The sequence below is a fragment of the bacterium genome (genome assembly GCA_029210545.1).
Lineage (GTDB): Bacteria > BMS3Abin14 > BMS3Abin14 > BMS3Abin14 > BMS3Abin14 > JARGFV01.
The window spans coordinates 1-17463 of record JARGFV010000050.1 but is presented as its reverse complement, the minus strand read 5'-3'; the positions used below and the strand labels follow the sequence as shown (position 1 = coordinate 17463).

Below are 17463 nucleotides of genomic sequence, written 5' to 3'. Positions count from 1 at the left end.
TTGATAGAGTCGCAAAAAGTCCAATCCGGGACTTTTCGCTCCACGGAAAGGGAAAAGCGTGGTTTTCCCTTTCCTCACAAATCAATGACTTACAGTGCGGGTCATTGATTTGGGCACCCCGCGCGGGGTGCGTTGATGGACTTTTTGCGAGTCCATCAAGTTTACACTTTCCTCTTTCCCCTTTCCACTGCCGAGTTCAGGAAAAGATGTACAAACTCATGCAATGCACCGTGCACACATCGACGCAGTTTCCGCAGGCGATGCACCTGTCCTTTTCGAGGGCCACCTTCCTTTCCGGCCCGTCCACGTAAAGGGCGCCTGAAGGACACACGGTCAAGCAGGCCCCGCAGTGAACACAGCTGTCCTCGTCCCGCTGTATGGTATCCGTGACCTCCTCGATGAGCACGTTGCACGACTTGAGATACTCGATCCCCTTGGCGTACTCCACCGCGGTCCCTTCCAGATTCATGATGGCATAGGCCTCCTGGCGCGGCAGGACCTTGGCCTCGAGGATATTGAAGACCAGGTCGGCTTTCCTGGAAAGACCGTGGATGACGGGTGTGTTCCAGGTTTGTTTGGTGAAGCGGACTATAATTGTCTTTTCCATAATAAATTTCCTCTTATTCAGCGTGAAATTTATACATCCAAAATACCAGATCCAGGGCAGGCAACCACACCGAAGATCCTATTTTGGATTTTGGATCCTGGATTTTGAATCTTGGATTTTGGATTTTGGATCTTGGATCTTGGATTTTGGATCAGCGAGTGGAACGAGTTCCACTTGCCCCTTGGCTCCGATAGTGCTGCCCAGGACTACGACAGCTCCGGTAATTCCTGTGACCGACATGGCCCAGTCCAGGGCAGACTCCACATCGCCGGGGCCGTTGACCCGGTTTCCCAATGCGGTGGCAGCGGCGTCGGCAAGAGCGCCCGATCGTGAGATCACAACCGCGGCGTCGGCCTTTCCGAAACTCAGGGACGGCCCCACCGTTCCCGACGAGGTGCACACGGCTATCCCGCCACCCGGGACGACTTCAAGGCCCACCCGGTTGGTCAGGGGCGATTTGCCGGCCCAGATCCCGATACGCCTGGGGCGGCCCCCGATCAGGTACAGGTCGCCGCCGTTCTCAACAACGACCTGCCCGGATCTCAGGTTCAGGTCCCGTGCAACCGCTTCGGCGATGGTGCCGGCCACCGCGGCCATGGGCCCTATACCCACTGCCGCAGCAGCTTCGGTCATGCGGCTCACCAGCGACCCGTGAGGCACCTTGACGACCCACGGCTTGAGGGCGGAGGCAAAACCCGGATGCTCACCGATGTACTCTTCCACACCGGCCCGGTGTTTCCTGATGGACGCAAGGGCAGCGGCGGTGAGATTCTCACGGGCGGCGATCCACAGGTCCGTCTCATCAACCACTGCCCTGAAAGACACCAGCCCCCCGGGAGCCGGGCCTTCACGATAATCCCTGTTGCCAAAACCGGCACGAAGCATCATCGGTCATGCCCTTGGACCGGGCAGCGGTTTTTGCGGAACGCCGAGGATGAACCGTTCCTCGAGGATCCACCGCTTGAGTTCCCGGGCTATTTCCAGTGCCATGGAGTAGCTTGAAAGGGGCGCCGTTGTGATCTCCTTGCCGTTGAACCTGATCGTGCCGCTTTGCAGTTCCTCGTAGCTGATCTCACCGAGAGTCTTGCCTGTCCCCTGGGGATAGGCCTCCGCGTAATCCACGATATTGGTGAAGATGTCCTTGTCCCTGACGGCTGTGAAGCGGGCCATCTCCTCGTCGAGGATAGGGATAGGGATACCCAGCCCGACAAACAGGGTGATACCGTATCCCAGCATGCTGGCCCCCCTCAGGTACCGCTGTTGCATCCCCTTGAGGTCGCCCATGACGGCGAGGGTTCCGGCCGGTGTACGGACCACCCCGTTTTCCCCTCTCGGAGCGTTGGGGTTGTGCTGTGTCCCGTGCCAGATGACAAAACCCTCCCCACCGCCCAGGAAGATCCTCGTCCCCAGCCCGATAGTCCGGTACAGGGGGTCGTTGAGGAGGGGAGACAGCTGTCCCGCGCTGCAGTAGGTGGCGTTGCTGCCGTCGGGCTTCAGGACCCCCATGTAGGTATAGATCGTCTTTTCACCCATATTCACGGCACAGTTGTAGCTCTGGTATCCGTTCCGGGGGTTTAAGAGCACCGCATAGGGGATCTCGTCCAGGGACTTTTCAAGTTCGGCCTTCCTGGACGGATAGCAGTCCGTTCCGTAAGCGGTGACCCGGATGTCCACCTTCCTGCCCGCTACCAGGTCCTCGATGACGTGGGCGCCCCCGTAGGGGAAACGGCCCGGATAGACCCTGTTTAACGGATCGTCCTCCCGGGGTTCGGTGGCACCGAGAAAGGTGTCCACGGCAGCCAGGCCCGCATAGGCGGGTACGTCGTTGAACCAGACCTTTTCCGACTTGATCTTGGGACTCGTGTGCCCGAAGTTGAACATGGCGCCCGAGGAGCACATCATCCCAAAGGTCCCTGTGGTGACGACATCCACCTCGCTGGCAGCCTTGGCCGCCCCCACCTCGTCCACGAGATCGGACATCTCGTCGGCGGTGAGGACAACGGCCTTGCCGGACCGGATCCGCTCGTTGATCTCCTCGAAACTCTTCTTCACTTTGGCCATGTTACTTCTCCTTGTTACGGTTTATGCCTGGCCGAAACAGCCAGACCTGAGTGATCGTAAAGCTGACTCATCTTTTTATTTTCAGGTGATGATCCATACCTGAAAATAAAAAGCCCCACCTGAAAGCAGGAGGGGCAATATCGGTTACCCGTCTCCTTATCTCTCAAGAACTCTTGCGGGATTTAGCACCGGGCGTCACGCGCACTGCGCGACCGGTTGCTGTGGTTTCACAGGGCCCGTCCCTCCACCACTCTCGATAAGGACTGTATGGTCGCAGTCTATGTAGGGTGGGAGACTGGCACAACCAAACTTAAAAAGTCAAGTATATTTAAATCCATCCATCAATTTTCCTCTTAAAGGCGGGATTAAAGCAATCTACAATCCCAAACTGGACAGGGACCGGCATTTGGCTTTAAACTGGGGACCTGTCAGAGAACCCCACACAGGGTTCCGGTGAGAACCGGCGCAATATCAACGTGAGGGATGAACCTGGAAAGAGGATGCAACCAGAATCAGGGGAGAAACCGGGTTTGGTTTTTTCTTCTTCTTTCCCTCTTCCTCCTTCCCTGTTCCGGAGGCAAAAACACCCCATGACACAGAATGAAAAACCGATCGCCTACTGCCCCCTCAACGATGTCGAGGCCTTCGAGTTCCCCTTTTACATCAAGAAGGGTGTTGGTGTGGAATCCGACCAGATTCTCCTGGAGATCCACCTCTGGCACATGACCGACAATGACAAGGAGGCCATGGGGGAGCTTCTGGAGATAAACACACCGGAACAGCTTGGCGAGGCAGGGTACAACAGGGACGACCGCGGTGTTTTTATCATCGGGGAAGTGGAGACATGGATCGAGAAGCCGGACTACCCGACAATGCAATAGCACTATCGAATGAGGAAGGAGGAATAGGGAAGGTGGAAGGAAACGTCTTACAGCAATTACAGCTGAGTCTTTCTTCCCAATTCCCTGTTCCACCTCCCGATTTTTTGAAAGGATCTCTCCATGATCACCGTCAAAAAGATCAAGGCCCATTACGAACTGACCTCCGCCGAGGAAAAACTTCTCGGAGAGCTTGCCTCCACCATGAAGAAACACCGGGACAGGTTCGGGACGGAACTGATGGCCTATTTCCTTTCCCACGAGTTCATGGCTGACTTTTTCCCCACGGAGGCGAAGCAGAACCATCACGCCATGACCTTTGCCGGCTGGTTCATGAGGCTTTTTTCCGGGACCTACGATGAGGCCTATTTCCAGCAGCTGCGGAAAGTCGGCAGGGTCCACGTGGGCATCAACCTCGACGGCCACCTTGTCAACTCCACCATGACCAAGGTGAGGCAGTTCCTGACCGAGGTGATCGAGCAGGACATTCCGGCCGAGGACCGGGAAAAGGTCACGACAGCCATTACCAAGATCCTGGACATCAACCTGGACGTGCTCACCAGTTCCTACCGGCAGGCCGAGTTGAAGAAGTATTTCCTCAACGCCAGGGCCGAATCGATCCTCATGAGCCTGTTGGAGCGGTTCACCCATGGACTGAACCTCGTCCTGGGGATGGCTTTGGTTGTCGTGTCCCTGGCCGTGGTGTGGCTGTTCATTCAGGACGTGGCCAACATCTTCCGGGCCGAGCACCTGGAAACGGGAGTTGTGGGGGCTCTCGGTTCCCTGCTTATCATCTGGATGATGATCGAGCTTCTCGGCACCGAGATCCAGCACCTGCGGGGACGTCACATACCCATTACGATCTTCATCGGGATCGTCATCGTTGCCTTTATCAGGAAGGTGCTCATCGGATCCCTGCAGCACGCCAACCCTGGTGCCCAGCTCACCACCCTCATGGATTACGGCACCAGGGTCTTCACCCTGCTTCTCCTCGCCGTGGTGTACTGGCTCATCTCCCACGCTGACCGCGGCAAATGACCCCTGGCGTGCCTTTTCCCGGGGAGGTCGGCGCAGCAGTCCTGGTTGGAGGACAGAGCAGCAGGTTCGGCAGGGACAAGGTGCTGCTCGAAGTCGACGGGGAACCTCTGGTCAAAAGATCGATCACCCTTCTTTCTTCCCTTTTCAGCGACGTGCTGGTCATCGGTCACGACCGGCCGGAGTTTCACATCCTGGGGATCAGGGCCATCGAAGACCTTATCCCCGGGAAAGGATCTCTCGGGGGTCTTTACACAGCTGTCATGACCGCCGGCACACCCGCCGTCTTCGTCATGGCTGCCGACATGCCATTCGTATCCGCGTCCCTCATCGACCAGGTGGTCCGGATGCGAGGCGGTGTTGACGCGGTGATCCCCAGGGGGCCAACGGGCTTCGAACCGCTGTGCGCCCTCTACTCCCGAAGCTGCGCCGCTCCCATGAAAAAAGCCATCGACAAGGGATCCTTCAGGATCATGGCGGCCCTCGAGGGCCTGAAGATCACGAACCCGGAAATTATGACGGTGGAAGGCGAAGGGGATCCTTTTGCTAACATCAACACTCCGGAGGATTGGGAACGGTTGGCTGACCCCTGACCGCCAGGTGCAGGCAGGGCGGGGCAGTTCCGCACTCAACGCACTTCCCATGCAGTCTACAGAAAAAAGAAGCTATTTATACACAAATTTACGTGTAAATAGTTTCTTTTTTCTTGACTATAGCCCTGAACTTTAGTTTAATTTTTTCCTACTTAATCAATATAGTACAGTGCGGTACGCAAAGGGGCAGGCTGCAAGGCCTTGCCTGCAAGGAGAGTGTAATGAGCCGAATTTACGGGAGCATTACGGAGCTGGTAGGGAAAACGCCCCTTCTAAGGCTGAACAAGGTTACCGATGGGGCCAAAGGCATCGTCCTGGGAAAGATGGAGTGCATGAACCCCCTTTCCAGCGTCAAGGACCGTATCGGGCTGAGCATGATCGAGGCAGCCGAAAAGGCAGGCCTCATCGACACGGGAACGGTCATCGTGGAACCGACCTCGGGCAACACGGGCGTCGCGCTGGCCTTCGTCGCGGCCGCCCGGGGGTACAGGCTCATCCTGACCATGCCTGACACAATGAGCGTCGAGCGGCGGAACCTCCTTGCGGCCATGGGAGCTGAACTGATCCTGACGCCGGGCTCCAGTGGCATGAGGGGAGCTATCGAGCGGGCTGAGGAACTCCTGGAGCAGCTGCCCAACGCGTTCATGCCGAACCAGTTCGAGAACGCCGCCAACCCCGAGGTCCACCGCCGAACCACCGCCGAGGAGATCTGGACCGACACGGACGGCAAAGTGGATTTTTTCGTTGCCGCTGTGGGTACCGGCGGTACTTTGACTGGTGCAGGCGGAGCCCTCAAGGGAAAGAACCCCAACCTCAAGGTTATCGCCGTTGAACCCTCCGACAGCCCCGTCCTTTCAGGCGGCCCTCCCGGGCCCCACAAGATCCAGGGGATCGGGGCCGGGTTCGTTCCCCCTGTTCTGGATACCGCCCTCATCGACGAGATCATCAGGATCGACGCCGACAACGCCTTCCGGACATCCCGCCGGCTTGCCAGGGAAGAGGGCATCCTCGTGGGGATCTCCGCCGGGGCCAACGTCCACGCGGCTGTCCAGGTAGCGGGACGCCCTGGCAACGAGGGCAAGACCATCGTGACGATCCTGTGCGATACGGGGGAAAGGTACCTTTCCACTCCATTGTTTGAGTAGGGGGTGAATCTCAGATCTCAAATCTCAGATTTTAAAAAGATCGATCAGAATCCAAAAACCGGAACAACTCGCCACAGATCTGGATTATTCTCCTCTGAGATATGAGATGTGAGATTTGAGATCATTCCCCCCCAGAGATATGAGATATGAGATATGAGATTGTAACCACTGTCCTGCTGGCTCTCACCCTTACCGCATGTTCCTCCGGCAAGGAGGCCGGGAAGCCGCCGGTAAGGATCAGCGAAGAGACCAAAAAGATCGTCCAGGAGAACCTGGCCTCCCTCACCTCAACCGTGACGCTGTTCCTCTACCGGGGCGGCGAGAATGAAAACCAGGGAGAGGAGACCCAGACCCTCGTTGACCTGATGGCCCGGACATCTTCCAACCTTATCATCGTGCCGAGGGAACTTACCGAAGAAGCGAAATCAGAGCTGGAAGTGGACCATGGGCCGGTTATTGAATTGAAGGGCCCCACGGGTGGGATCTTGAGATATTACGGATTCCCGGAACGGCAGGAGGTTCGTCCGTTCCTCGACGGGATCCTCCTGGCCTCGGGACAACCTTTCAGGTTCTCCCCTCCCGTCGAAGCCTTCCTCGCCGGTCTCGAAGAGGAGGTGGTGATCCGCATTTTCACCACCCCTGAATGAGTGTTCTGTCCCGAGCCGGTCCGGCTCGCATACGCCATGGCCTCAGTGAGCAGCCGCGTGAAGGCACTGGTCTTCGGAAGCCAACAGTATCCAGAGTTGAGCCAGCGCTACAAGGTCGTGACGGTTCCCAAGATCTGGGTGAACGACAAGGTCTACATCGACGGCGCCGCGCCGACGCGAGCGATGATGGAGATGACCCTGGTGAAAATGATGAAACAGGCACTGGACGAATCGGTCCCGAAGGGGAAGTTCCGTCTCCCCCGAGACTGAATTTCCCGGTGTCCGGTGTCCAGACACCGGGTGCTAGACCTGAAATTTCAGCTCACATCCTAATGAAATTTCAGGTCTGCCGCCCCGCTCCATGATCACCATGCTCGCCAGCTTGTTTCCAAGCTCCCCACACTCCTCCAGGCTCAAACTACTGTAAAACCCCGCTATAAACCCTGCCGCGAAAGCGTCGCCGCCCCCGGTCCTGTCCACAGGGTCCAGCTCGGGAGAGGGGACGTGCACGACCTCGATCCCTTCAGAGACAAGGCACCCCCCCTCTGGAAGGGTCACAACCGCCAACCGCGCGTCGAGGGCCCTCACCCCATCCTCCGGATCCGCGACACCCGTCAATTCCCGGACCTCGTCGGAGTTGAGGATAAAACCGTCCGCATGGCTCGCCACGGCCTCGTCCTGTGCCCCGTGGCGTCCGCACAGCACGGTGATCCCCCGCTGACGAGCCCCGCGGGCGTACTGTGCCAGCACCGGAATATCGGCACCGGAAAGGTAGAGGATGCGGCAGCCGTCGAGCAGGCCGGGAAAGAAGGTCGTGTGAAGGTTAGCTCCGGGTGCCCGTACCATCCTTTTCTCCCGCCCCAGAGAAAAGATGACCGCAAGGCCCGTGGACCCCGGCGTCCGGATCACTCCGCGGATCCGCACTCCCGCGGCCTCGAGGTCCGCGAGCTGGGCCTGACCCATGGGATCCGAACCCACGGCACCCGCAAGAGCCACCGGTACACCCAGCTTTGCGAGCCACCACGCCGTGTTGGCGGCGCTTCCGCCGCATCCGGCCACAGCGGATTCGCAGGTCATCTTCTCGTGGGAGGAGGGAAAACGATCCATGGGGAGGAGGATATCGTAATTCAGGTTTCCAACAACGAGGATCATATCAATGCAGGAGGTGGAAGGAGGAAGGAGGAAGAAAACCTTCCGCATTCAAAATGCAAAATCTTGAAAAATTCCCTTCTTCCTTCATCCTTCTTCCTTCGTCCTTCCCTGTTCCGCGGCGCTATCGCGCCACTACGAACGCCTGCCCGAACTCGCCCGAACGGATCAGGTTGTCCCTGAACCCTTCTGCCTCCTCCCTGCTTTCAAACCGGCCGACCCTGACCCGGAAAAAGACCATGTCGCCCCTGTCAAAAAGGGACAGGTCGGCGGCGCCGTGTTCCGCCTTCATGCTCAACGCAAGGCGCTGCGCGTTCTCCTTGACCGTGAACGCCCCAACCTGGACGGAGAACGACCCCTCGTTATAATCGTACCGCGCCTTGAGGGTGACCTCTCCCGGCCTGCCCCGGAGGATCTCCTCGCCAAAGGCGGTGATCGTCACCTCGGCCGTCCCTTCCTCAAGCATGTCGAGCTGGGTCGCGGCCGCCCGGGAGAGATCGATGACGCGGTTATCCACGAAGGGCCCCCTGTCGTTGACGCGGACCACCACCGACTCCCCCCTGCAGTCGGTGCGCCTGACCTTGACGAAGGTACCGAGGGGCAGCGTCCGGTGGGCGGCTGTGAACTTGTCCATGTCGTAGATCTCGCCGCTGGCGGTCTTGCGGCCATGGAACTTTGTCCCGTACCATGAAGCCATTCCCCTCTCGACATAACCCCTCGAGGACCCCAGGACCCGATAAGTCTGCCCCATGACAGTGTAGATCTTGCCGGATTGTGAGGGGGCTTGTGCCTCTTTCGAGGGAGGAGGGAGGGGCCCTTCGACACCGCTCAGGGTTCGGCCAGGAGGGTTGGTAGCGCAGGAAACCAGGAACAGGAGGCAGCCAAGGGACAAGGGATAAGTGATAAGGGATAAGGGCCGTACCTTTTGCCTGCTCATAGCAGCGCCGCCTCCTGCCTTCATTTCCTTTTCACTTTTCACCCCTTCGGTCACGCCATCCGTCTTCGTTCTTCGAACTTCACCGTGACAAGTTGGCGTGACTCAGGGCCTTCGGCTTTCCACTTTCCACACATGCTTTTCCGCCCTGCGCCCTGCGCACAGGAAAGCAACCCTCATTCCAGGACCGTGACCTTCTTCATGACCACCGGTTCGGCCGGCACATCCTGGAACATTCCCTTGCTGCCGGTTTTGACCTTGCCGATGGCATCCACAACGTCCATCCCCTCCACGACCTTGCCGAACACGGCGTAACCGAAACCGGCATTGCTGGTGTCCCGGTGATCGAGAAGGCCGTTATCCACCAGGTTGATGAAGAACTGTGCCGTGGCGCTGTCAACCACGGAAGTCCTGGCCATAGCCAGGGTGCCCCTGCTGTTTTTGAGCCCGTTCGCGGCCTCGTTCCTGATGGCGGGTTTTCCTTTCTTCGGCTGCATGTCGGCGCCAAACCCCCCGCCCTGGATCATGAATCCGTCGATGACCCGGTGAAAGATCGTGCCGTCGAAAAACCCGTCCCGCGCGTAACCGAGGAAATTCTCCACGCTGATGGGCGCCTTTTCCAGGTCAAGTTCGGCGACGATGGTTCCCATGGATGTTTCGATACTGACTTTCGGCATTTTGTCCCCCTTCTTCGTCACAGGAGAGCTGTCATCACCAGCCCTGGAGATTTTCACTTCAGCTGCAAGTTTTTGAGATATCAACCCGTAGGGATGATCCTTGAGGAAATCCCAGGCGAGGACCTTTCCCTTCCCCGGTATAACCCCTTTCCCCACATCACCCGAAAGGGTCGCGGGGGTGTGGCTGACCGGACCGTTCTCGTCGGTAAAGCTCACCTCGATGTCGACGGCGCCGTCGCCCGGGATATCGTAGCTCACCGAGACACGGTTCCCCTCGACGCGGACCTGGACGTTCCCGGCCTCGGCAGCGGATACAGATGCCGGCGTTGCCAACATCATGGACAGGGCCGCGATCAGGGAAAATTCCAGTATGGATGTTCCAGTCATCGGATAATCACCTCCAGCATCTGTAATTCAAGATTCAAAAAGTTCAGCGCGCATGTGCACCGGTGCGCAAGATCTTCAGACTCCGGAATCTGTTGGCGAACGTTTTTCCATCGCCGCCTTAGCTTTAATAAGCTCATACACCACCTTACTTACCGGCACCGGGACGCCCCGGGCATCGCCTCTCCTGATGACCTCGCCGGTGATGGCCTCGATCTCCGTTTCCCGCCCCGCCTCCAAATCCTGGAGCATGGAACTGTAATGAGACTCGGTGGCTGGAAGAAGCTTTCCGAAGAACAGTTCCAGGTAACCGTCCAACGATTCCCATGGGAGCGTCTCTTCAACCGAGGCCACGGCAAAGGCCTCCTCGACAAGAAGGACAAGCAGACGCCTGGCATTTTCCTGTTCACCCAGCGCACCGTAAGGAACCTCGAGGAGAGCCGACAAGGGGTTTAATCCCGCATTGTAGAGCACTTTCCCCCAGAGGGCAGCCTGGATATTTTCTGATACACGTGTCTCGATGCCGCATCGTGTCAACTCCCCGGCAAGGTTGCGGGCAGCTTCTACCCCCGGCCCTGTCGGGGGACCCCCAATAAGAACACTGTCGGCCCATACCGAAACGTGAACCCATCCTGGCCGGGTGACCTGGGCGCCGAAAATGACCCTCCCCCCCACGCTCCGGTAAGGTCCGAACATCTCCCGGATCGACTCGAGGTTGCCCAGACCGTTCTGCAGGGAGACCACCAGGGTACCATCGCCAACGATCCCGCTCCGGGCGATATCCTGTACTGCCCTCGCCGTGTCCGAGGATTTGACGGCAATGAAGACCACACCCGGAACAGGTTCGGGATCGATCCTCTCCAGGCCGGTAAAAGCGCCGACCCCTTCCACCATGAATTCACCCAGGAGCCCATCGATCCGAAGACCATCCTTCCGGATCGCCTCCATGTGTTCCTCGCGACCAACGAGATCGACCTGGTGTCCACCCTTCGCGAGCATCCCACCGAAAACGGAACCTATGGCGCCGGCACCGTAGATGATGAAACGGCGGTGAACCTCTTTTAAAGCGACTGCCAAACCGTCACCTCCGTTTCATCATCCCGTGACACGGAGACACGTTGAAGGGGAGACACGGGGAATGATCTTTTCTCCGCGTCTTGGCGTCCCAAGGTCCCCGCGTCAAACGGTTCATTTTTTCGTTAGTTTTTTCCACAGCTCTTCCGCAGCATCTTTACTTGAGGAGGTTTTCCCCTCACCCGCGGAATTGGCGTCAATTCCGCGGTACCACTCGCAGAAGTTCTGCCCTTCAGGGTCCCTGACCTTTTCGGCGGCGGTTTCGCCGCATCCACTCTGTACACGGTACCTGCAGTTCACGCAGGCGTGCAGCCAGGAATCGCATGAAGGGCAGACATCCCTGAAACCAACCTTTTCGGGCAGTTCAGAAACGGCGCCGCAGGCGCTGCAAAGGACGTTCATTCCCTGCTCCCCCTGATTTTAAGCTCCTTGAGGATCCGGCCGGCGTTCCTTACCGATTTTTTAACCCACAGGTCCATGAGCAGTGCCGCCTCTTCCGGCGGCACCGGTTCGAGCTCTTCACCAACGCTCCTCTTGTACTGCATCACCCGGTGGATGGCGATACCGGCGGCCACCGACACGTTCAGACTCTGGGAAAAACCGGCCATGGGGATGACGAAACAGCCGTCCACCATGTCCAGAGCCTCCCGGCTGGCACCCTGCAGTTCGTTGGAGAAGATCAGGGCGATCCTGCCGGAAAAATCCACACTCTCGAGAGGCTCGGCTCTTTCCTCCAGGGCGCCTGCCAGGATCCGGAAACCGTCGGCCCTGAGCCTCATCAGGCAGGAGGTCACGTCGGGATGGCGCTGGATGGTCAGCCACCGGTCACAGCCCCGGGTGACGGTATCAAAGACCCGCCCATGGCCGGGCTGGGGGACAACGTGGACGCGCTGGATCCCGAAGGATTCACAGGTCCTTAAAACCGCGCTGATGTTGTGGTCCTTGTGCAGGTTCTCGAGGACCGCCGTGACAGAGGAGGTCCTGCCCGCCAGCACCTCCCTGAACCGTTCAAGGCGGTCGGGGAGAAGAAGCTGTTCAAGATGTTCGCGGTCAGTCATTATTCAGTTCACCGTTGACAGTTTACGGTTCTCGGTTACTGGAATACCAGAGATCGACATGGGGGATTTCACTGTAAACGGTAAACTGTATACCATAAACTCCCCTACCACTTCATCACCACCATGTCGCCCATGGCTGCGTCCAGGTGCCGGGCAGCTACCGGGCACTTCACGGTGAACAGCAGGAAGAGCTGTCCCAGAGAGGGAAGTTCGGTGAGAGTCTCAAAGTTGCCCTGGCCTTTCGCGATAACAAGGTCCGCCGACTCAAACAGCTCCAGGAACTCGTCGGAGCACTGATCGAGGAGGGTTCCGGGGGTTCTCGTTCCGGTGCTGACGATCCGGGCGTGAAGGTGTACCCCCGCCAGGGTGGCATCCTTGACCGTGGCATCGTTTATTACAGCCCCATCCTTGGCGGCATAATAAAGTTCAGCCCCGTCGAGCAACCTTAAAAGGGGCCGGTCGAAAACGGTTTCACCTGCGTTGTCCCCTATGTACAGGATCTTCCGGGCGGAGGCAGATCGGGCCTGGAGCTCCTTCACATTGTCTATGAACAGGGGCTTTTGAAGAAAATCCTCCAGAGTCTTTCCCAGATCGAACAGTCCGCTGTAGATGCCTGTACCGAAATCGATGATGTTACCGGCGATGGCGGTCCTGACCGCGGCCTCGAAGGGATCCCCGGACTCCAGGATCCTGGCCTGGACCCCGGGCAGCATCCTGAGCGCTTCCCGTGTGTAGCGGACCTTGGCGGCCAGGAAAGGGTCATCCTCACCACAGATGGAGCCGGTCAGGTGATAAAGGGGTGCGCTGATGGCGGGCGGGCTGCACGCCGGATCCCAGAGGCGCTCCAGCTCGGAGCCTACGGCGCCGGCGACCTGCCCCACCAGCCCTTCATCGGCCCCGGCCGCCCGGGCAGTCGCTTCCATCTGCTTGAGGAGACAGGGTCTGCAGTCATCGTGAAGTTTCATATTTTAAATTGGATATTTTTTATCGGGAATTCGACCCGGAAGAAACCTTTGGCCGATATCCAATTTGAAATATCCGCTTTTCCTTCTTGTTGACAATCTCACAAATCGTTTTACTAAAAAAGTCTGCATTATTACACCATCTCCGTTCCGGCCTCGCGGTACTCGGCGAAATCCAGTGTATAGCAGGTCCCGTCCCCGGAGCGGATCTCCATCTCTCCTCCAAGCTGCTCGACCAGGATCGTCACCAGCTTCAGGCCCAGGGAGTCGGCTTTCCTGATATCGAACCCGTCGGGCAGCCCGATCCCGTCGTCGCATACCTCGAGGCGATACCGGCCTTCCCTCACCTGGCATCTTTGATGTGGTAGCTCTGGAGGCTGAGCAGGCCGGAGATCACCTGGAGGTTGTTCTTGACGCGATGGTGGATCTCCTGCAGAAGGACCTCTTTTAAAAAGGAACCGTCTCATGTGCTCTCCAAGGCGCGGGTCATGAGGATACCGGATCGGACCTTCTGACGTAGATCGCCTCGGCCATCCCCTGGTCCACGGCGAAACGGCTCCGGCCCACTGTAAAGACGAAGGAGGGGTACCGGCGCTGGAGCGTGACAGGTTCCCCGGGCAGGATCCCCATGGCCATGAGCTTCTTCAGCTTGTCCGAATCGCCCGTGCTCACATAGGCTATGACCCCGGCCTCATCCTGCCGCAGGTCGCTCATGGGAACGACCTTCTGGTCGATCTGGGTCTCGGCCCTGTGGCAGCAATCACCCACCGGGATGGGACGTCCATGCGGGCACAACCTGGGGTGACCCAGCAGGGCGCATATTTTCTCCTCGAGACCCGGCTTTATCATTATGTGCTCGAACCGGCAGGCGACCTCTTCCATCTCCTCTGCGGCCACGTCGAAAATATCGTAGAACAACCTCTCGCTCAACCGGTGGCGCCGGATCGTACGCCTTGCTTCCTCGAATCCGGTGTCGGTAAGCTGGACCAGATCGTCCGTTATGGAGAGAAACCCCTTATCCGCAAGGATGGCGACAGCCTCCTCATCCACGGGCCCCTGACCTACCACGATATCGGTTCTGGGTACGGATTCCTGGCCGCCCTCCTCGAGCTTCGTCCACAGGATCTCGAGGATCTCGTCCAGTATCTCTTCGGCGAAGTTGCTCAGTTCCACTGATATACCTCCCATATCGTCCCGATTCCAAATTCCAGATTCAAGATTGATAGAGTCGCAAAAAGTCATCAAGATTCCAGATGGGATCGAGTCTGATCATTGACTAACTTATTCCCCAATCTCACAACTTTCAAAACTATTGGACCAAGGGCAGCCTTAGCATTCTCACCTTTTTGGAATATGGAAATTGGAATTTGGAATCCTTATAAGTTTATCCCCAGCGCATTGAGAGCGAAGTTTACTGCCCCCCCGACGAGGAAGGCGAAGGGGAACACGAAAGCGGACACTGCCATGGCCACCCGCCATCCCCTTTCCTTGAACATGATCAGGAACTGGGCCACGCAGGGCAGGAACAGGGTCAGGGTAATGGTGGCGACGGCAAGCTGGTTCCCTGTCAGGACACCGCCCTGCTGGATGTCGTACAGGCCGGCCACACCGTAGTCCCGCCTGAAAAACCCGAACAGGAACGCCTGGGCTGCCTCCTCCGGCAGGCCGATCCATCGGGTCGGGTAGTTGAGGATCGACAAGGCTGCCTCGAACAGCCCGGTGAGGTTCCCTGCCCAGATGAGCACCGAGGCCAGGAGGAACAGGGGCAGGATCTCCATGAAGTACCACCGCATCCTGGTGGAGGTCTTGAGCCAGACGTTACCGAGCCGCGGCATGCGCAAGGGGGGAAGCTCCATGAAAAAATCAGGGGTCTCACCGGGCAGGATCTTCGCGATGAGGTACCCCACCAGGAGAAATACGGCGCCCACCACCCCGATCCAGGTGACGATGATCCCCGGCGATTCGGCGGCGAGGCCGAAGATAACACCGAGCTGTGCCGAGCACGGGATGGCAAGAGCCAGCAGAACCGTCGCGATAACCCGCTCACGGGTCGATTCCAGGGTCCTCGTAACCATTGTGGCCATGGTCCCGCATCCGAACCCGAGGGTCATGGGGATGACGGCGCGCCCGGAAAGACCGATCTTTTTGAAGAGCCGGTCGATGAGCAGGGAAAGCCTCGGCAGGTATCCGCTGTCCTCCACCATGGAGAACATCAGGAAGAAAGCGCCCACGATGGGCATGACGATGGCGACGGCATATCGGATACCCATGGTCAGCACACCGTATTCATTGGCCACAAGGTCCCGCAGCACCGGCCACGGTATAAGCTTTTCGGCCCAGCCGTTGACGAAGGGAACAAAATACTGTTCGAACAGGTGCCCTTCCAGAAAATCCACTACCGTACCGGCTCCGAACCCCCCCACGAACCTGTAGAAACCGAGATAGAGAACGGCCAGGAGGATCGGGACCCCTGTCCACGGGTTCATGAGAAAGCGGTCCAGGCCCGCCCCGGATCCTTTGCCTGTGACCTCGACCTCCTTGACCACGTCGGCCAGGATCTGTTCGGCGCGCCTCTGGCGGCCCATGGTGAGATAGTAGTTTACGGGACGGTCCAGCTCCAGTTTCAACTGGTTCAGGGCCTCGAAGAACTTGCTGGCCCGTCCGGACCCCACCGTGGAAAGCAGCCGGAGAACGTCCTTGTCCTCCTGCAGGGCCTGGAGCGCCGTGGCCCTGGGGGTAAAGCTCGTATCCGGCATGAACCTGGCACTCTCCCGCACCGTTTTTTCAACGGAAAGCCCGTAGTCGATATTGAGGCGACGGCCCCCGGGCCTGTAACCGGCAATGGTCTCCTTGAGATGGCGCACACCTTCACCCGAGATGCTCACCGTGGGGACCACAGGGATACCCAGCCTCTTCTCGAGGGCCCCGGCGTCGATGGCAAGGCCGGCCTTGCGCGCTTCGTCCATGATGTTGAGGACCAGGATCACGGGAAGCCCGGCCTCGATGAGCTGGAGGGTAAACGGCAGCATGCGCGGCAAATTCTTGGCGTCCACCACGTGAAGCAGGATATCGGCCGGTTCCTCCATGATCATGCGACGTGCCACTCTTTCCTCTTCGGTAATGGGGAACAGGGAATACATGCCCGGCGTATCGACGATGGCGTACTCCACCCCTTCGTGCTTCATCCGTCCGTTGGACAGAGCCACCGTGGTCCCAGGATAGTTGGAAACCACCACATAGCTGCTGGTGAGCCGGTTGAAAAGGGCGCTTTTGCCCACGTTGGGGTTGCCCACCATGAGAATCCGGCATCCGGACACGGCTCGGCCGTCCGGTGAATGGCAGCTCGCTCCCCGATGACGGTGCCGTCCTGAAAAAAGACCCCGGCGCTTCTCCGGCTCCCGGTTTTCTTCGTGGTGATGACGGTGACGCACATAGCACCGGGCGCAGTGTGATGACTGATCGAACATTACAGACCCTCTACGTGTTCGAGCCCCTCACGGAAAATGGTGGGCACGTGATCGTCGCTGATGGAATAAAGAACGTTCTTGCCGTCCTTGCGGAACTTCACCAGGCGGCTGTTGCGGAGGATGCGGAGCTGGTGGGAAACGGCCGAGTCGGTCAGTTCGAGCCCCAGGGCGATGTCCCGGACGCACAGCTCCACCCCCACCAGGGCCATGAGAATGCGAACCCTCGACAGGTCCCCCAGGACACGGAACGTCTCGGCGAGTTCGTAAAGGACCGCCTCGGTATCGTCCCTGTCCATCACCTTCTTTAATGGATCATCGTGTTTTCCCGTACTCATGAACTCCTCCAGGCATTCTTACGCATGAACACATGATCATATGTACGTATGTGCACACGACTTATCAATACTCACCCCGCTTGTCAACACCCGAAATCCGCGATTGGTTCTGGTCGGCCTCCGGTCGAGGCATTGAGAGGGCTATTTTTTGCATGGAGCCGTGTTGCTGTTGAACTTGCCGCCCCACGTTACCCGCTGACCGGCCGGCCCCGACCGGAAGGGCGTTTGCGGCGGATTTCGGGTATGGTTCCCCCTACGGAACACGTAACCCGGCTCTGTCATGTACCCCCGGCAAAGCCGGGGGATTACCAAAGGTTTTTTACCGGTAGAGTGCGCCCGGCGGAGGCAAGCTTGCAGCGTAGTCGAAGGGTTTGAACCCGGAAGTCAGCTAGACCCTCGGCTGTAAGCCGAGGGCTTGAAGTGGCGCGTCGAATGAATTCGACTTGAAGCGCCACTT

The 17463-nt window shown here is 58.4% G+C and carries 21 protein-coding genes and 1 riboswitch; of the genes, 6 read left to right on the top strand and 15 right to left on the bottom strand.

Features of this window, described 5'->3' with window-relative positions; translation table 11 throughout:
• Positions 1-196: 196 nt before the first annotated feature.
• The 3 genes from P1S46_07045 to P1S46_07035 all read right to left on the bottom strand — a co-directional run bounded on the left by P1S46_07045 (position 197) and on the right by P1S46_07035 (position 2668).
• Entirely contained in the window at positions 197-607 is a 411-nt protein-coding gene (locus P1S46_07045; protein ID MDF1536243.1) for a 4Fe-4S binding protein, read from the bottom strand.
• 78 nt (positions 608-685) lie between these two features.
• Positions 686-1495, bottom strand: coding sequence for a UPF0280 family protein (locus P1S46_07040; GenBank protein ID MDF1536242.1), 810 nt, complete (start codon positions 1493-1495; stop codon positions 686-688).
• Between the two features lie 3 nt (positions 1496-1498).
• The gene (locus tag P1S46_07035) at positions 1499-2668 is read right to left on the bottom strand and encodes a homocysteine biosynthesis protein (GenBank protein ID MDF1536241.1); all 1170 of its coding nucleotides are present in this window, start codon (positions 2666-2668) and stop codon (positions 1499-1501) included.
• Between the two features lie 153 nt (positions 2669-2821).
• Positions 2822-2931: riboswitch (SAM riboswitch) on the bottom strand.
• A 327-nt stretch (positions 2932-3258) separates the two neighbouring features.
• On the opposite strand from P1S46_07035, the gene P1S46_07030 reads away from it, so the two are divergent.
• The 6 genes from P1S46_07030 (at position 3259) to P1S46_07005 (ending at position 7236) form a co-directional block, all read left to right on the top strand.
• Positions 3259-3549: a hypothetical protein gene (locus tag P1S46_07030; protein ID MDF1536240.1), complete on the top strand. Its 291-nt coding sequence runs from the start codon at positions 3259-3261 to the stop codon at positions 3547-3549.
• Between the two features lie 120 nt (positions 3550-3669).
• Entirely contained in the window at positions 3670-4584 is a 915-nt protein-coding gene (locus P1S46_07025; GenBank protein MDF1536239.1) for a protoglobin domain-containing protein, read from the top strand.
• Positions 4581-5174 carry a molybdenum cofactor guanylyltransferase gene (locus P1S46_07020; GenBank protein ID MDF1536238.1) on the top strand — a complete coding sequence of 198 codons (594 nt, stop codon included), beginning with the start codon at positions 4581-4583 and terminating at the stop codon, positions 5172-5174. Before P1S46_07025 ends, P1S46_07020 begins: the two co-directional genes overlap by 4 nt.
• Positions 5175-5395: 221 nt before the next feature.
• Complete coding sequence (gene cysK / locus P1S46_07015) at positions 5396-6319, top strand: cysteine synthase A (GenBank protein ID MDF1536237.1); 924 nt, start codon at positions 5396-5398, stop codon at positions 6317-6319.
• Between the two features lie 146 nt (positions 6320-6465).
• Positions 6466-6966, top strand: coding sequence for a hypothetical protein (locus tag P1S46_07010; protein MDF1536236.1), 501 nt, complete (start codon positions 6466-6468; stop codon positions 6964-6966).
• Complete coding sequence (locus tag P1S46_07005; GenBank protein ID MDF1536235.1) at positions 6967-7236, top strand: thioredoxin family protein; 270 nt, start codon at positions 6967-6969, stop codon at positions 7234-7236. It begins immediately after the preceding gene.
• 33 nt (positions 7237-7269) lie between these two features.
• On the opposite strand, the gene P1S46_07000 is transcribed toward P1S46_07005, so the two are convergent.
• From P1S46_07000 to P1S46_06945, 12 genes are all read right to left on the bottom strand, one after another.
• Positions 7270-8166: a PfkB family carbohydrate kinase gene (locus P1S46_07000; GenBank protein MDF1536234.1), complete on the bottom strand. Its 897-nt coding sequence runs from the start codon at positions 8164-8166 to the stop codon at positions 7270-7272.
• Positions 8167-8239: 73 nt separating this feature from the next.
• Positions 8240-9052 carry a septal ring lytic transglycosylase RlpA family protein gene (locus tag P1S46_06995; protein MDF1536233.1) on the bottom strand — a complete coding sequence of 271 codons (813 nt, stop codon included), beginning with the start codon at positions 9050-9052 and terminating at the stop codon, positions 8240-8242.
• Positions 9053-9225: 173 nt separating this feature from the next.
• Complete coding sequence (locus tag P1S46_06990) at positions 9226-9726, bottom strand: peptidylprolyl isomerase (GenBank protein MDF1536232.1); 501 nt, start codon at positions 9724-9726, stop codon at positions 9226-9228.
• Positions 9727-10188: 462 nt separating this feature from the next.
• Positions 10189-11187 (bottom strand): 2-dehydropantoate 2-reductase, encoded by a 999-nt coding sequence (locus P1S46_06985; protein MDF1536231.1) that lies wholly within the window; start codon positions 11185-11187, stop codon positions 10189-10191.
• 111 nt (positions 11188-11298) lie between these two features.
• Positions 11299-11586: a hypothetical protein gene (locus tag P1S46_06980; GenBank protein MDF1536230.1), complete on the bottom strand. Its 288-nt coding sequence runs from the start codon at positions 11584-11586 to the stop codon at positions 11299-11301.
• The gene (locus tag P1S46_06975) at positions 11583-12242 is read right to left on the bottom strand and encodes an RNA methyltransferase (protein ID MDF1536229.1); all 660 of its coding nucleotides are present in this window, start codon (positions 12240-12242) and stop codon (positions 11583-11585) included. Before P1S46_06975 ends, P1S46_06980 begins: the two co-directional genes overlap by 4 nt.
• 104 nt (positions 12243-12346) lie before the next feature.
• Entirely contained in the window at positions 12347-13207 is an 861-nt protein-coding gene (locus P1S46_06970) for an ARMT1-like domain-containing protein (protein MDF1536228.1), read from the bottom strand.
• Between the two features lie 131 nt (positions 13208-13338).
• A complete protein-coding gene (locus P1S46_06965) occupies positions 13339-13551 on the bottom strand; it encodes a hypothetical protein (GenBank protein ID MDF1536227.1) in 213 nt (70 codons plus the stop codon).
• Positions 13548-13601, bottom strand: coding sequence for a hypothetical protein (locus P1S46_06960; protein ID MDF1536226.1), 54 nt, complete (start codon positions 13599-13601; stop codon positions 13548-13550). Before P1S46_06960 ends, P1S46_06965 begins: the two co-directional genes overlap by 4 nt.
• 89 nt (positions 13602-13690) lie before the next feature.
• Positions 13691-14392, bottom strand: a complete 702-nt coding sequence (locus tag P1S46_06955; GenBank protein ID MDF1536225.1) for a metal-dependent transcriptional regulator — start codon at positions 14390-14392, stop codon at positions 13691-13693.
• 188 nt (positions 14393-14580) lie between these two features.
• Positions 14581-16521 carry a ferrous iron transport protein B gene (feoB, locus tag P1S46_06950; GenBank protein ID MDF1536224.1) on the bottom strand — a complete coding sequence of 647 codons (1941 nt, stop codon included), beginning with the start codon at positions 16519-16521 and terminating at the stop codon, positions 14581-14583.
• A 149-nt stretch (positions 16522-16670) separates the two neighbouring features.
• Positions 16671-17006: a metalloregulator ArsR/SmtB family transcription factor gene (locus P1S46_06945; protein ID MDF1536223.1), complete on the bottom strand. Its 336-nt coding sequence runs from the start codon at positions 17004-17006 to the stop codon at positions 16671-16673.
• Positions 17007-17463: the final 457 nt, after the last annotated feature.